Source organism: Oxobacter pfennigii (assembly GCF_001317355.1).
GTDB classification, from domain to species: domain Bacteria; phylum Bacillota; class Clostridia; order Clostridiales; family Oxobacteraceae; genus Oxobacter; species Oxobacter pfennigii.
Genome location: NZ_LKET01000014.1, coordinates 43,659 through 57,879, shown reverse-complemented (window position 1 = coordinate 57,879; position 14,221 = coordinate 43,659). Strand labels below are relative to the sequence as shown.

The 14,221-nt window shown below is 37.8% G+C and carries 13 protein-coding genes and 1 riboswitch; of the genes, 12 read left to right on the top strand and 1 reads right to left on the bottom strand.

Features of this window, described 5'->3' with window-relative positions; translation table 11 throughout:
• The first annotated feature begins 98 nt into the window (after positions 1–98).
• From OXPF_RS01155 to OXPF_RS01135, 5 genes are all read left to right on the top strand, one after another.
• A complete protein-coding gene (locus OXPF_RS01155; protein ID WP_054873383.1) occupies positions 99–1,358 on the top strand; it encodes a double-cubane-cluster-containing anaerobic reductase in 1,260 nt (419 codons plus the stop codon).
• An 8-nt stretch (positions 1,359–1,366) separates the two neighbouring features.
• Entirely contained in the window at positions 1,367–1,624 is a 258-nt protein-coding gene (locus OXPF_RS01150) for a putative Se/S carrier protein (protein ID WP_054873382.1), read from the top strand.
• 13 nt (positions 1,625–1,637) lie between these two features.
• Positions 1,638–2,393: an acyl-CoA dehydratase activase gene (locus OXPF_RS01145; protein WP_054873381.1), complete on the top strand. Its 756-nt coding sequence runs from the start codon at positions 1,638–1,640 to the stop codon at positions 2,391–2,393.
• Positions 2,394–2,489: 96 nt separating this feature from the next.
• Positions 2,490–3,281, top strand: a complete 792-nt coding sequence (locus OXPF_RS01140; protein WP_054873380.1) for a M15 family metallopeptidase — start codon at positions 2,490–2,492, stop codon at positions 3,279–3,281.
• A 145-nt stretch (positions 3,282–3,426) separates the two neighbouring features.
• Positions 3,427–4,752 (top strand): alkyl/aryl-sulfatase, encoded by a 1,326-nt coding sequence (locus OXPF_RS01135; protein WP_054873379.1) that lies wholly within the window; start codon positions 3,427–3,429, stop codon positions 4,750–4,752.
• A 44-nt stretch (positions 4,753–4,796) separates the two neighbouring features.
• On the opposite strand, the gene OXPF_RS01130 is transcribed toward OXPF_RS01135, so the two are convergent.
• The gene (locus OXPF_RS01130; protein ID WP_054873378.1) at positions 4,797–5,231 is read right to left on the bottom strand and encodes a MarR family winged helix-turn-helix transcriptional regulator; all 435 of its coding nucleotides are present in this window, start codon (positions 5,229–5,231) and stop codon (positions 4,797–4,799) included.
• 85 nt (positions 5,232–5,316) lie between these two features.
• Positions 5,317–5,437: riboswitch (molybdenum cofactor riboswitch) on the top strand.
• A 137-nt stretch (positions 5,438–5,574) separates the two neighbouring features.
• Between OXPF_RS01130 and OXPF_RS01125 the strand changes: the two genes are divergently transcribed.
• From OXPF_RS01125 to OXPF_RS01100, 7 genes are all read left to right on the top strand, one after another.
• Positions 5,575–6,474 carry an ABC transporter substrate-binding protein gene (locus OXPF_RS01125; RefSeq protein ID WP_054873377.1) on the top strand — a complete coding sequence of 300 codons (900 nt, stop codon included), beginning with the start codon at positions 5,575–5,577 and terminating at the stop codon, positions 6,472–6,474.
• A 303-nt stretch (positions 6,475–6,777) separates the two neighbouring features.
• Positions 6,778–6,930 (top strand): hypothetical protein, encoded by a 153-nt coding sequence (locus tag OXPF_RS22245; RefSeq protein WP_160317122.1) that lies wholly within the window; start codon positions 6,778–6,780, stop codon positions 6,928–6,930.
• Between the two features lie 206 nt (positions 6,931–7,136).
• The gene (locus OXPF_RS01120; RefSeq protein ID WP_054873376.1) at positions 7,137–7,403 is read left to right on the top strand and encodes a (2Fe-2S) ferredoxin domain-containing protein; all 267 of its coding nucleotides are present in this window, start codon (positions 7,137–7,139) and stop codon (positions 7,401–7,403) included.
• A complete protein-coding gene (locus OXPF_RS01115) occupies positions 7,384–9,105 on the top strand; it encodes a [Fe-Fe] hydrogenase large subunit C-terminal domain-containing protein (RefSeq protein WP_054873375.1) in 1,722 nt (573 codons plus the stop codon). The genes OXPF_RS01120 and OXPF_RS01115 overlap by 20 nt, the downstream gene beginning before the upstream one ends.
• Positions 9,102–10,274 carry a SpoIIE family protein phosphatase gene (locus OXPF_RS01110; RefSeq protein WP_054873374.1) on the top strand — a complete coding sequence of 391 codons (1,173 nt, stop codon included), beginning with the start codon at positions 9,102–9,104 and terminating at the stop codon, positions 10,272–10,274. The genes OXPF_RS01115 and OXPF_RS01110 overlap by 4 nt, the downstream gene beginning before the upstream one ends.
• Positions 10,275–10,297: 23 nt before the next feature.
• Complete coding sequence (locus tag OXPF_RS01105) at positions 10,298–11,809, top strand: hypothetical protein (protein ID WP_054873373.1); 1,512 nt, start codon at positions 10,298–10,300, stop codon at positions 11,807–11,809.
• A gap of 486 nt (positions 11,810–12,295) precedes the next feature.
• Positions 12,296–14,218 carry a PrkA family serine protein kinase gene (locus OXPF_RS01100; RefSeq protein ID WP_054873372.1) on the top strand — a complete coding sequence of 641 codons (1,923 nt, stop codon included), beginning with the start codon at positions 12,296–12,298 and terminating at the stop codon, positions 14,216–14,218.
• Positions 14,219–14,221: the final 3 nt, after the last annotated feature.

The following is a 14,221-nucleotide window of genomic DNA, read 5'->3' as shown; positions in this document are numbered from 1 at the left end:
TTATCTATTAGATACGTTGGAACTATAGATAAATCAAAACCTACATAATATTTTCCAAGTGTATAATTAATTTATAAGATATTTTTTGGAGGGATATTATGGGAGATTACAGAAAAATGTGGTCAGATCTTAATATGGATTTGGAAAAACATGACGTGCTTTGTGCAGTGCTGCCGGAGCTTTATGGTTCGGTTTATCTAAATCAGGAAAACAGGCCGGAAGGCATGAATTATTTTAATTTCGTCGTATCAGAGGTTCATGGGCTGAGAATTGAAGAACTTGCCAATACTAAAACGGAAGGCAATAAGGTGGTAGGAACCTTTTGCGTATTTGTACCCGATGAAATAATCCTAGCCGCAAAAGCTACCAGCGTGGGATTATGCGGAGGATCCCAGTTCTGGATTGAAGACGGTGAAAAGGTGCTGCCCAGAAATCTATGTCCTTTGGTGAAGGCAATCGTCGGTGCAAAATTAAGCGCTACATGTCCATATTTTCAATCCTGTGACATGTTAGTTGGTGAGACAACCTGTGACGGGAAGAAAAAGGCCTGGGAAATACTTGGTGAACATGTCCCAATACATGTTATGGATTTGCCTCAAATGAAAAGAGAAAGGGATTATGAATCCTGGAGAGAAGAAATAAAGCTTTTTATAAACAAGGTAGAGGAATTGACGGGAAATAAGATAACCGTAGAGAGCTTAAAAGAGTCAATTGCTTTGGCAAACCAAAAAAGAAGGGCTTTAAAAAGGCTATATGATTTAAGAAAGAATATACCATCCCCTATAAGCGGATTGGACAGCCTGCTTATATCTCAGATAGCATTTTACGATGATCCCGAAAGATTTATAGCAAAGGTTAATGAATTATGCGACGAGCTGGATGAAAGGGTAAAAACTCAAAATCCAGATGAGAGAAAGAGAATACTTATTACAGGTACACCAATGGCAATACCAAATTGGAAGATGCATTCCATCATAGAAGAATTAAATGCCCAGGTTGTCGTGGAAGAAACCTGTACCGGTACAAGATATTTTGAAAATGAAGTTTCATCGAATGGTGATACATTGGAGGATTTGATAAAAAACCTGGCCGACCGATATCTGAAGATAAACTGTGCCTGTTTTACACCCAATGACGGCAGGGCACAGGATATTATAAAATATGCTGGTGAATACAAGGTTGACGGGGTAATATATTACAATCTGTCATTTTGTCATACTTACTCAGTTGAATATAAAAAAGTCGAGGATGAATTAAAGAAAAACGACATTCCAGTGCTTTTTATAGAAACAGATTATTCATCCGAAGATTCGGGACAGATGAAAACCAGGGTGGAAGCCTTTTTGGAAATGATCTAGATAAAGCCATGGATGAGAAACGATACTACATTCTTTTTCCTAGCTATACCTGGGGTCTTCAATTGGAAGCATTACTTAAAGGGCAAAAAATAAAATATACCATTGTACCCACACCACGGGAGCTCTCAGAGTGCTGCGGAATAAGCATAATGTATAATGAAAATGATGAGACAAAAATCAAGTCTTTAATTGAGGAAAACTCGATTAAAATATCAGGCTTTCGTAGCCTTATAAAAGAAAAAAAGAACATCTATTTAGATAAATGAAGGCGTGATATATATGTTTTACGTAGGAATAGATATAGGTTCCACAGCATCAAAGGTATCGGTTTTAAATAATGATAATAAATTTTCGAATTTTATATTGCCAACGGGATGGAGCAGCATTGATACTGCCAAAACCATAGAGAAAAAGCTTAGCAGTATGGATGTAATTAAGAGCAACTCCAAGATTGTTGCAACGGGTTACGGCAGAGTTTCTGTTCCCTATGCGGACAAAACGGTGACGGAAATTACCTGCCATGGGAAAGGTGCATATTACATTACAGGAGAAGATTTAACGGTAATAGATATTGGCGGACAGGATACAAAGATTATTACCATAAAGAAGGGTAATATAGTAAGCTTCACCATGAATGATAAATGTGCTGCCGGCACAGGCAGATTTTTAGAGCTTATGGCAGGAAGTCTAGGAGTTTCCATAGATGATTTATCTTCTTTGGCATTAAGAGGAAAAGAAATTACCATAACCTCCATGTGCACCGTTTTTGCCGAATCCGAGGTAATAAGCCTTATTGGCAGCGGCGCTAAAAGAGAGGATATTGCATCGGGAATTATCTCCTCTATTGCCGGAAGGGTTAAATCACTGTGTCAAAAGCATGGCCAGTCAGAGAGATATTTTTTGACGGGAGGCCTTTGCGAAAACCCGGTTGTAATAGAAAGAATTGCTGAGAAATTAAATAAACCTGTATTTTCTAAACCTGATGCCAGATTTGCAGGCTCCATCGGCGCTGCATTGACAGCAAAAAATTTATAAAAATTTCATACCCATATTCACTGCTTGTGGTAGAATAAGACTGTAAGATACTTAATTGTAAGACAAAGCTATTTAGCACTAAGGAGAATATTTAAAATGAAAAAGATAGTATGTTTATTGGCAGTTACAGTTTTATTGTCAGGATGCGGGAACTCAGCTAAAGATCCTTCACCTGCACCGACACCTACGGAAAATCCTGGAAGCGTGGTTGAGAATACGCCTAAGGTTACGCCGAAAGTTGCACAGCATATAACAGATGCCCTTATCGGTGCCGAAACCTTGCTGGTAAACGGCAAGCAGATTGTAAAGAATCCCGACAGTATTTTGGTTTTGGTAAATAAAGAAAGAAATTTACCTTCCGATTGGGTGCCGCCTGATCTTGTTGTGCCCAATGTTGCATTCCCCTTTAAAGAGGATGCTCCCAGAAAATATATGAGAAAAGAAGCAGCAGAAGCATTGGAAGAACTGTTTGAACTGGCACAAGAAGATGGCATAAAGCTTTATGCAATGTCAGGCTATCGTTCCTATGAAACCCAGCAAAGGCTTTTTAATACCGAGGTTAAGCAATCGGGAGAAGAAGCTGCCAGTAAGGTTGTTGCAGTGCCGGGACAAAGTGAACATCAAACGGGCTTGACTATGGATGTGTCAAGTGCCGGTATGAATTTTACCCTGGAAGAATCCTTTGAAGATACGAAGGAGGGAAAATGGCTTAAAGAGCATGCAAAGGATGCCGGCTTTATTATCCGTTATCCTAAGGATAAAACCCATATAACAGGCTACAGCTACGAACCTTGGCATATAAGATATGTCGGAAAGGAAGCTGCCGAATTTATAACGGCATATGATATAACCTTTGATGAATATTACGGTATGATATCAAATCAATAATTATTTGATATCAAAAAATAGCAGTTTCATGCTAAAAAGAGGATATCTTTAATGATATTTCCTCTTTTTTTATTGATTTTGCTTGGATATCAAAGTAAAATGAAATTGAGATAGTTTTATATCCAAGTAAATGGAGGTGTATTTTATGAATCGCTACATTGGTGAACAAAAATTAATTGATGAAGCTAAGACAGGATTTCCTAAAGGGGTCAAGAAAATAACTGACAGAGTGTATTTCATACAAGGTTATGGAGCAAGTCAGGCTATTATGGTTGAAGGCCGGGAAAGCCTGCTTATGATTGACACTTTGTACGGACGTGAATTTGCCGAAGAAGCTCTTAAAGATATCCGGGAAATCACTGACAAGCCAATTAAAAACATAATTTTTACCCATTATCTTCATTATGACCATATATCGGGAGCTGCAGTTTTTGCGAATGAAGGCTGTGAAATCATAGCAAGAAAACCCAGTTATCCCCAATATACCCGGTCAGAGCTTATTAAAGATATAGCTGCAGTAAGAGGTGCAAGGCAATTTGGAGCAGGTCTTAATCCAGATGAAAGCATTTCTCTTGGAATAGGTCCTGTAAGCAATCTTCATAGCACAATTGCAGCACTTAAGCCTACCCGGATGTTTTCCGAAAAAACGCTGAAGCTTGATATCGATGGCATAGAAGTGCTGTTGGTAGAAGCTCCCGGAGAAACAGATGATCAGCTCTTTGCATGGCTTCCACAGTTTGAAGTTTTGTGCTGCGGGGATAATTATTACAATTCCTGGCCTAATCTTTATGCCATAAGAGGCGGTCAATACAGGGATATAAGCCAGTGGATAAATATACTGGATACTATGATTAATTATGAAGCAGAGCATCTTTTGCCCGGCCATACAAAGTCAATAAGCGGAAAAGACAATGTCAGGGAAAAGCTCACAAGTTACAGAGACGCTATAAAATATGTTCTGGAAGAAACCTTGCATGGTATGAATAAAGGATTGACTATTGATCAGCTTGTTGATAGTGTGAAACTACCTTCAATATGGGCTGCTTTGCCCAATTTGCAGGAATATTACGGCACTGTTGAATGGACTGTCAGGTCAATTTATACCGGATATTTAGGATGGTTTGACGGTAATCCTACTAAATTAGGTTGCCAGCCTGTGAAGGTTAAAGCGGAAAAAAACCTGTCTCTTATGGGTGGGCCTGAAAGAGTATACAAAAAAGCAAAGGATGCAATAGAAAATCAGGATGAGCAATGGGGTATAGAACTCTGTGATATACTCCTTGATGCCGGTCAAATGTCAGATGAAGCTAAAAAGCTTAAGGCTGAAGGGCTGATTCATTTAGGGCGAATGCACGCCAGCGCCAATGCACGGCATTATTATCTGTCATGTGCCAAGGAAATGCTAGGATTAAGCGGCCCGGTATCCTTAATCGGTGCGGCAATGGATATGGAAAAGAAAAAGGAAGACTAAAATTAAGGCAGCCAGGGATATTTTATCTCTGGCTGTAATATGGTTTAAGAAAAATTTGCAAATATTTTCTGTAATATATCCCTGAAGATTTTTCTTTCTTCAGCACCTATATTTTTATATACCACAGTTATAAGACTTTGAGATATCTGATAAAAAACCGGCTCTAACTCCTTTCCTTTTTTTGTAAGAAATACAATAGTTGATCGGCTGTCCAGTGAATTTTTCATGGTGTCTAAATAACCTAAGTCCATTAATTTATTGACTGAAGTTGTAACTGTGGAACGGTCACGGTTAACCAGTTCCGCAATTTCACTCATAGTCAGTTGATCTTTTCTGAACAAGGACATCAACACGGCGCCATGGGAGGGGGATACATCTTTAACTCCATGCCTATTCAGCTCGTCGGATATAAAACTATTAGCCCGCTCGTTGATTCTGCTCATAAGATTAATTGTATTATCCATATTAATTTTATCCATAATTTAATTGTACTTTGATTGCAAACTAGGTGTCAAGAAGCTGGTTTTCTATTTACAAATCGGCATATATTTGCTAAACTATAATAAAATTCAATAGCTCCGAGCTTATTTTGCCTAAGGTTATCGTCACTATGGCTGATGAGCCGTCAGGGTATTGTTGGAAACTTCAATGCCTCCTTTTGGAAAGGAGTAAGATGATATAACCTGTATTTATTTACCGGTGTATTTGAGACGTTTCCATTGAAACGTCTTTTTTAACTTCGGAAATGATTATATAACACTCCTTTACATATAAACATAGGAGTGTTTTTTTATTATTCAATTTATGAGGGAGAGAACAATTATGAAAAGCAAGTTAAAATCAATAGTATCTGTTTTGGCAATAACTGCTGCGTTATTGCTGATGTTGGTTGGATGCGGCAGCGGCTCAAATACACAGCCAACTCCGACACCCACACCTGAAACCACTCCTCCGGTTACTGAAGCAGCAGGAAGCAAAAGCATAATTATGGCTACGACAACAAGTACCCAGGACAGCGGTCTCTTAGATTATCTGCTGCCAATATTTACTCAGGATACAGGAATAGAACCAAAAGTAGTTGCTGTAGGCACCGGCCAGGCAATAAAATTAGGTGAAGCCGGAGATGCCGATGTATTGCTGGTTCACGCAAAAGCTCAGGAAGAAGCCTTTGTCAGTGCAGGACATGGATTGGAAAGGTTTGACGTTATGTATAATGACTTTATATTGATAGGGCCAAAGGATGATCCGGCAAAGGTAAATGCAAATGCCGGAAGCGATATATCAAAGGCTTTGGAATTTATTAATAATAACAAGATAACTTTTATATCCAGAGGAGATGAATCCGGTACACATACTATGGAAAAGAATCTTTGGAAGGGTATAAACATTACTCCGGAAGGTGACTGGTATGTATCTGCCGGAAAAGGAATGGGGGCAGTAATCCAGATGGCAGATGAAAAGAAAGCATATACAATTGCAGACAGAGCTACATATTTAGCTATGAGGGACGATGTTGATTTAGGCATTATAGTTGAAGGCGACAGCAAGCTTCAAAACCAGTATGGTGTTATAGCAGTCAATCCAAATAAAAATACCAATATCAATGCAGAAGGCGCACAGAAATTTATTGAATGGATTCTTTCAGATAAAGTTCAGGGTTTAATAAGCGAATTTGGTAAGGATAAGTACGGTCAATCCTTATTCATACCCAATGCAAAGTAATATTTAATTATCCGGATTAGAGAGGTGATGATGATTTCACCTCTTTTTATTATGTTTAGAAAAAATCTCCGAGGAACTGCCGGCGATTATTAATTGCTGTAGGGGCGGTTCTTTTATTAGCGATATGTATAATCCGTATCTAATTAGATGCGAATATTAATAATCGACCATTCACTAAGGCTCGCTATGTTGTATTGGCAGAAAATAAGACTTACAATAAAATTGATAAATAAATAACAATCCATGACAGCTACGAATTATAGAAACTTAATTACATTAATAAATAAAAAAGGAGATGTTTATATGTCTAATTGTAAAACTTGCAAGTATTTTTTAGAAAAAGGTAAAGTCTGTGAGTTTGCAAGGTATGGATACATGGTAAATGAGGCAAAATCATCCATGGAAACACCCTGCAGTGATGGAGAATATTTGGATTATATTTTAAAGAAAAATTAAAATATTAAATATTTAAAAAGTATCATAATATAAATAAACATATAAGAATCATGGGGTTAGGGGATTTAAAGGACTGGTATGAATAAGTTTTTATTCAAACCAGTCTTTTATATGTGTTTTTATGTGGCCTAAGTTGTGATAAAATTAAAGTAGATTGATAAAATTTTAATTAATTATCAGAGGCCATATAGAGAGAAGGTTTTAAAATGCTTGAAGTATTCATATGTGTCGGCAGCTCCTGTCATTTAAAAGGCTCTTATGATATCGTAAGATTATTCCAGGAGTTTGTCAAAGAGTATAATTTGCAGGATTATGTAGAATTGAAAGCATCTTTTTGTCTGGGGCAATGCACTAACGGAGTTTCAACCAAAATTGGCGATGAGTTATTATGCGGGGTCACCGCTGCAAATGCAAGAGATGTATTTACACAAAAAATATTAAGCAGGTTTATAGATGAGCATAATCCAGTATAAAAAGGCCGATTGCAGAAATTGTTACAAATGCATCCGCCAATGCCCCGTTAAAGCCATTGCATATAAAAATGACCAGGTTGAAATTATTGATGAAGATTGTATATTATGCGGAAATTGTCTTTCGGTATGTCCTCAGAATGCAAAAAGCATAAGAAGAGATATAGAATTAGTGAAAGCATCTATAAATAAAAAGGAGAAAGTATATGTAAGTCTTGCACCCTCTTTTGCCGCTGCTTTTGAAAATGTTAATGAAAGGTTAATGACACACGCCTTGGAAAAATTAGGTTTTATTTATGTTGAGGAGACAGCCTTGGCGGCATACCATGTATCCAGACAATATGAGAAGCTGATGAGCGAAAGGAAAATGAAAAATATAATAACTACTGCATGTCCATCCATAGTATATCTTGTTGAGCGGTATTATCCTGAATTGGTAGATATGCTGGCACCTGTAATATCGCCTATGGTTGCCCATGGGAAAATGCTAAAGGAAATGTACGGACCCAGGATAAAGGTGGTGTTTATAGGACCCTGTGCTTCTAAAAAACAGGAATTTAAGGATATAAATAATGCAGGGGTAATAAGCTTTGTACTGACCTTTCAGGAATTAAAGGAATGGATGGCTGATGAAGGTATTTATCTGAACGGGCAATTCAGTGAGGATATAAAAAAATTAAAGGAAACATCGGGAAGGATATACCCTCTGCCCGGCGGCATACTCAAAACCATAGATAGTAAGTTTAAGAAGAATTATAAATCTATAAGCATTGATGGAGTTGATCGGTGTATAAAAGCACTGGATTCCATAAAAAATGAAGGTATGGAAAATTATTTTATAGAAATGAATTCCTGTGCCGGCGGATGTATAGGCGGGCCTTGCATGAGTGAAGTAAAAGGCGGTTTGATTGAAGCCAGAACAAGATTGATTGATTATATAAGAAAGAACAGCGCAAAAATAGGACAGCCAAATATCTCTGAACCAAAAATAGATTTCTCCAGAAAGTTTTCTCCCCGGAGCCACAACAATACAGTTCCATCTGATGAAGTAATTCAGGAAATATTAAACAGTACAGGGAAATTCACGCCTGATAAGGAATTAAACTGCGGAGCCTGCGGCTATTCCACCTGCCGTGATAAAGCCATAGCAGTCTATAACAAAAAAGCACAGCTTTATATGTGTATGCCGTATATGAAGGAAAGGGCAGAATCAATATCCAACCTTGTTATAAGCACTGCCCCTCAGGCAATATTTGCATTGGACAGCGAGCTTAGGATTCAGGAATTAAATAATTCGGCAAGAGAATTATTTGGGTTGAAGTCGGAAATAGCAGAAGGAAGAAGTATCCATGAAATACTGAAATGCCCGGATATTGAGAAAGTAATGATAAGCGGAACCAATATAAATGACAGCAAATATTACTATGAGGAGCATGGAGTTACTGTAGAGCAGTCCATTATATATATTCCCGAGCAAAAGACTACCATTCTTATAATAAAGGATATCACAAAAGAAGAGCAAAGGCGCAAGCAGATGCATCAGTTAAGCACAGAAAATGTTGAATTAGCTCAGAAAGTCATAGATAAGCAAATGAGGGTGGCTCAGGAAATTGCAAGCTTACTTGGTGAAACCACAGCGGAAACCAAAGTTGCTCTGACCAAACTCAAAAAGTCCATTGTGGCAGAAGTGGGTGATGCAGAATGAGTTATTATCTTGAAACTTACCATGAAAGCATGAATAAATACAATGAAGAGCTCTGCGGCGACAAGGTGGAAGTCATAAGGGAAGACAATTCAATTGTTATGGTGTTGGCAGATGGCTTGGGAAGCGGTGTTAAGGCCAATATATTGTCTACTTTGACCGCAAAGATAATTGGCACCATGCTGGCTAACGGTTCGGGGATTGATGAAGCTGTTGAAACCATAGTAAGTACTCTCCCGGTGGATAAAGAGAGGGGGGTAGCCTACTCTACCTTCACCATTCTTCAATTATTTAAAAGCGGCAAAGGATATTTGGTAGAATTTGATAATCCTTCAGCTTTCCGCCTAAATAAGGAAAAATTAATTCCCATAGAGACTACCACCAGGGTTATAAGCGAGAAAATTGTCAGGGAGGCCAGGTTTGATGTGGAGCAGGAGGATCTATTCGTAATTGTAAGTGACGGCGTGGTACATGCCGGTATAGGCGGGCGTTTAAATTTGGGATGGCAGTGGAAAAATGTAGGAGAGTACATTCAAAATGCAAATAAAGACGGCATGAATACCAAAGCCATAACCAAGCTTTTATTGAATGCCTGCAGCAATCTTTATAACAAAAAACCCGGCGATGATGTTACAATTGCAGCGGTAAAAGCCAAAAGGCCTGTTACATTAAACCTTATGGTAGGACCTCCGGCCGACAAAAAAAGGGATGAGGAAGTAGTCATGCGATTTGCTGCGACAGATGGAGTAAAAGTTGTCTGCGGTGGTACTACAGCTCAAATAGTCGCTCGGGAACTGGGCAAGAAAATCATACCGAATTTTAATTATTTTAACCCATCAGTTCCGCCTACAGCTGAAATAGATGGAATAGACCTTGTGACTGAAGGTGTTATAACCATAAAAAAAGCTTTGGGGCTTATAAAAGCCTGTGTTAAACAGGACAGTACCATGGAGGATTTTTTAAGCCTTAATAATAAAGACGGGGCTTCCAGGCTGGCAAAAATGATATTGAATGAGGGTACAAATATTAATATATTCTTAGGAAGAGCTATGAATCCTGCCCATGAGAACACAGAGTTTCCAACCAGTCTAAGTATGAAAATAGGTTTGGTAGAAGAAATCGTAAGCTATCTTAACAGTATAGGAAAGCAGGTTACATTGGAATATTACTAATAATATCGATTGAAGGTAATAAAATGGGATTAAAGACAATAGTATTGAAACTTTATAAACCGGGAAGGGAAAAGCGCAGGATCATAAATGAAGCCATAATAAATTATAATCATGCCTTTGGCTTTCTCCTTGAAAAGGCATATAGTTCTCTTAAGAAAGAGCCTGTCGGCGATATAGGCGATATAAGTGAAAGAAGAAGCCCTTATTTTGCTTCTACCCTGTCTAAAAATCTGGTAAGGGAATATACCAGTCAATTAAATAATTTTGATATCCAGCCCTTTAAAGATTCCCTGGAGATGGACCTCTCCATGACCCTGGCGGGATATTTGAAACTTAAAACCATAAAGCATAATACAGGCTTTCCCCTTGTAAGCGTAAGGCAAAGCGCCGCAGAAGGAAAACTGAGGCCTGTATATTTCTGCAGGTATGATGTTAAGAGAAATTACTGCCTTTTATATGACTGTGCAAAAGACAGGTATTATGTTAAGCTTTATCTGATGAACAACAAAAATGCCAGAGCTGTAAATCCTGAAGGAAAAAGTAAGCAAAGATTAGTTTATGTGTATAAAACCTTTGAAGCCGTCAACATAAGCAAAAGGAAAGAGCCTTATATAATAGTTCCCTTATCTTTTGGCAAATATCAGGAGAAAATTTTGAAGGAAGCTATGAAAAATCCTGCTATACTAAGAACCGCCAAACTAAAGGTAAAGGGAGATGAATATTATCTGGCTGTCAGTGTGGATACGGGGGAAAAAGAAAAGGTATATACCGATACATTTTTAGGCGTTTCAAGGGGCTTAAAAGACAATTTGAGCTATGCTGTAACAGATTTAAAGGGAAGTATTTTAAGTTCAGGCTCAATACCTGTCAAAGTCAGTCACAGAAAAGGTCCTCTGCCTTTAAATGAGCTTCACATACTCTCAAATGCTATTGTCAAAATTGCCAAAGAGTATAAATCACAGGTTATCCTTCAAAACCTTTTAGATAAAGGGGATAGGCTGGAATGGAATAAGGAAGAATTATCAAGCAACCGCGTCTTCTCCTTTAAAGCCTATATAAAAATTATAAGATTATTGGAATATAAGCTTCCTGAGGAAGGACTGCCTCAGCCTGTTAAAGTAAGCCCGGTGGATATCTTTTACCGCTGCCATATGTGTAATTCCTATTCAATAAAAAACAGGCTTAACCAGGAAACCTTTATATGTGTAAGGTGCGGTGCATCCATTGAAATAGAAAGATTAGGCAGTTTAAACTTATCCAGAAAGCTTACGGATTACAGCGCTTCAACCATTAAGATAAAAGTTGCATCAAATGCTGAAGGGGTGTGGTTGACAAACAATTTAATAGGGCTTAAACTATTCGTTCCCCATACCAAAAATCCAATGGAAGAGCTCAAAGCTGAAATAGAAAACATCATTGAGAATTTTAAAGGGTCAAATAAAAATTTTACTGGAAAAGAAAGATTAAAAAGGCTCAGTATAATTAAAAAATTTACAAATTCAAAGGATTTCATGGAAATCATAGAATTTGTATAATATTATTAATGGCGCTTTTGCTGCCGCGCCATATCCTTTATGGGATGAAAGCTTACCGGGTAAGCGCATCAGCTTTTGATGATGTAGAAGTGCAGCTATCTACTAAAAGAAGGAGTTCTTAATTTTTAAGAACTCCTTCTTTTTATGGGATAAGTTACTATATACAAAGCAGGTTATTTCAGTTGACATAAGACTTATGCAATAATATAATATTTTTTAACACACAAAAAAGTACATGTCTTACGAAGGATACTTATATCCTTGCCATTGTTTTATTCCGGAAAAAACCTTGCTTTTATCTAATGCTTCTAAAAATGTTTAGCTGTTCTTTAATTAAGATTATAAAAGCTCCTTTACAAATTATAAGCAATTTTAAAATGCAATATAATTATTGACATTTATTTTGTATTACCTGAATTTATAAATTCAGGCTAAATCTATACAATTTTTGCAGAAGTTAACCTACAAATTGAGGAGGAGATTTATATGGACTTTAGAGAAATGATTGCAAAAGATAGAGATATTAGAAAAAAGCAGGAGTTTGAAGGTACTTTTCTTGAATATCTTCAAATAGTGAAAGAGAATCCCCAAATTGTAAAGCTGTCCCATAGAAGAATGCATGATATCATAACGGGCAAAGGATACGAGGTATTAAAACCTGAGGATAACCCCAGAGTCAAGAAATTATACGGAAATGAATCCATACGGAAATATAATTTCTTTAAAGATGATTTTTTCGGTATCGATAAGGTGGTAATGAAGCTTGTAAATTATTTTCATTCGGCGGCCATGAAAGGAGAGGAATCAAGGCAGGTACTTTATCTGGTAGGGCCGGTGGGAGCCGGAAAATCCTCTTTGGTTGAGTCGGTTAAAAAGGCATTGGAAAGTGCAGAGCCAATATACGCCATAAAAGGATGCCCCATGAGAGAAGAGCCCTTGCATTTGATACCCAAGCATTTGAGAAAGGACTTTGAAAAGGCTTTGGGCGTTGAGATCGAGGGAGATTTATGCCCGGTATGCAAGTACAGGCTTAAGCACGAATACGGCGGTGAATATGAAAAAGTTCCTGTAGTGACGACGGATTTTTCCATAAGATCAAGAAAAGGAATAGGCGTTGTGCCCCCTGTTGACCCTAACAATCAGGATACTTCAGTCCTCACAGGTTCAATTGATATATCAAAGATGGACATGTATTCTGAAGATGATCCCAGAATATTTTCATTAAACGGGGCATTTAACGTCGGAAACAGAGGTATCGTTGAATTTATAGAAGTCTTTAAAAATGATGTGGAATACCTCCATACCGTAATAACAGCCACCCAGGAGAAATCCGTACCCTCACCGGGGAAGGGCTCAATGATTTATTTTGACGGTATAATTTTAGCCCACTCCAATGAAGCCGAATGGAATAAGTTTAAATCCGACCATACCAATGAAGCTATATTGGACAGAATTGTAAAAATAGAGGTCCCTTATTGCATGGAACTCAGTGAGGAAGTAAAGATATATCAGAAGATATTGAATAAAAGCAGGTATGATGCCCATATAGCCCCCCATACCATAGAAACTGCAGCCATGTTTGCAATTCTATCAAGGCTGGCACCTTCAAACAAGGTGGATCCCATGACCAAGTTAAAAATATATAACGGAGAAGATGTAGTTGAAAAGGGAACTACTAAAAAAATTGATTATACCGAGCTTAAAGAAGAAGCAGGCATGAGGGAAGGTATGACAGGAATTTCAACCAGGTTTATCATAAAGGCCTTAGACCATGCATTATCAAGCTCGGAGCATAATTGCATAAATCCCCTGAGCGTTATGGAAAGCCTATATAGAGCCGTAAAGGATTTGGATATTGCAGATGATGACAAACAAAGATATCTCACATTTTTACAGGATACCATAAGGAAAGAATACAACAAGATATTGGAAAAGGAAGTTACAAAAGCCTTTATACACAGCTTCAAAGAACAGGCTGAAAGCCTCTTTGACAACTATCTTGACCATGCTGAGGCCTATGTAAACAGGAATAAGATAAAGGACCGTCAGACAGGTGAGGAATTAGAGCCCGACGAGGAATTCATGAGATCCATCGAAGAGCACATCGGAATATCCATAAGCTCTGCCAAGGGTTTCAGGACGGATGTAACCTCTTATATGTTCTATATAATAAGGAATGGAGGCAAAATTGACTATACATCCTATGAACCCCTTAAGGAAGCAATAGAAAAGAAGCTTACGGCATCCGTGAAAGAGCTTTCCAGAATAATAACAAAATCCAAAGTGAGGGACAACAATCAGGATGAAAAATACAATTCTATGGTAGAAGAAATGAAGGCAAATGGATACTGTGACCACTGCTGTGATGTCATTTTGAAATACGCTGCAAATAATTTATGGAAGGATTGATAG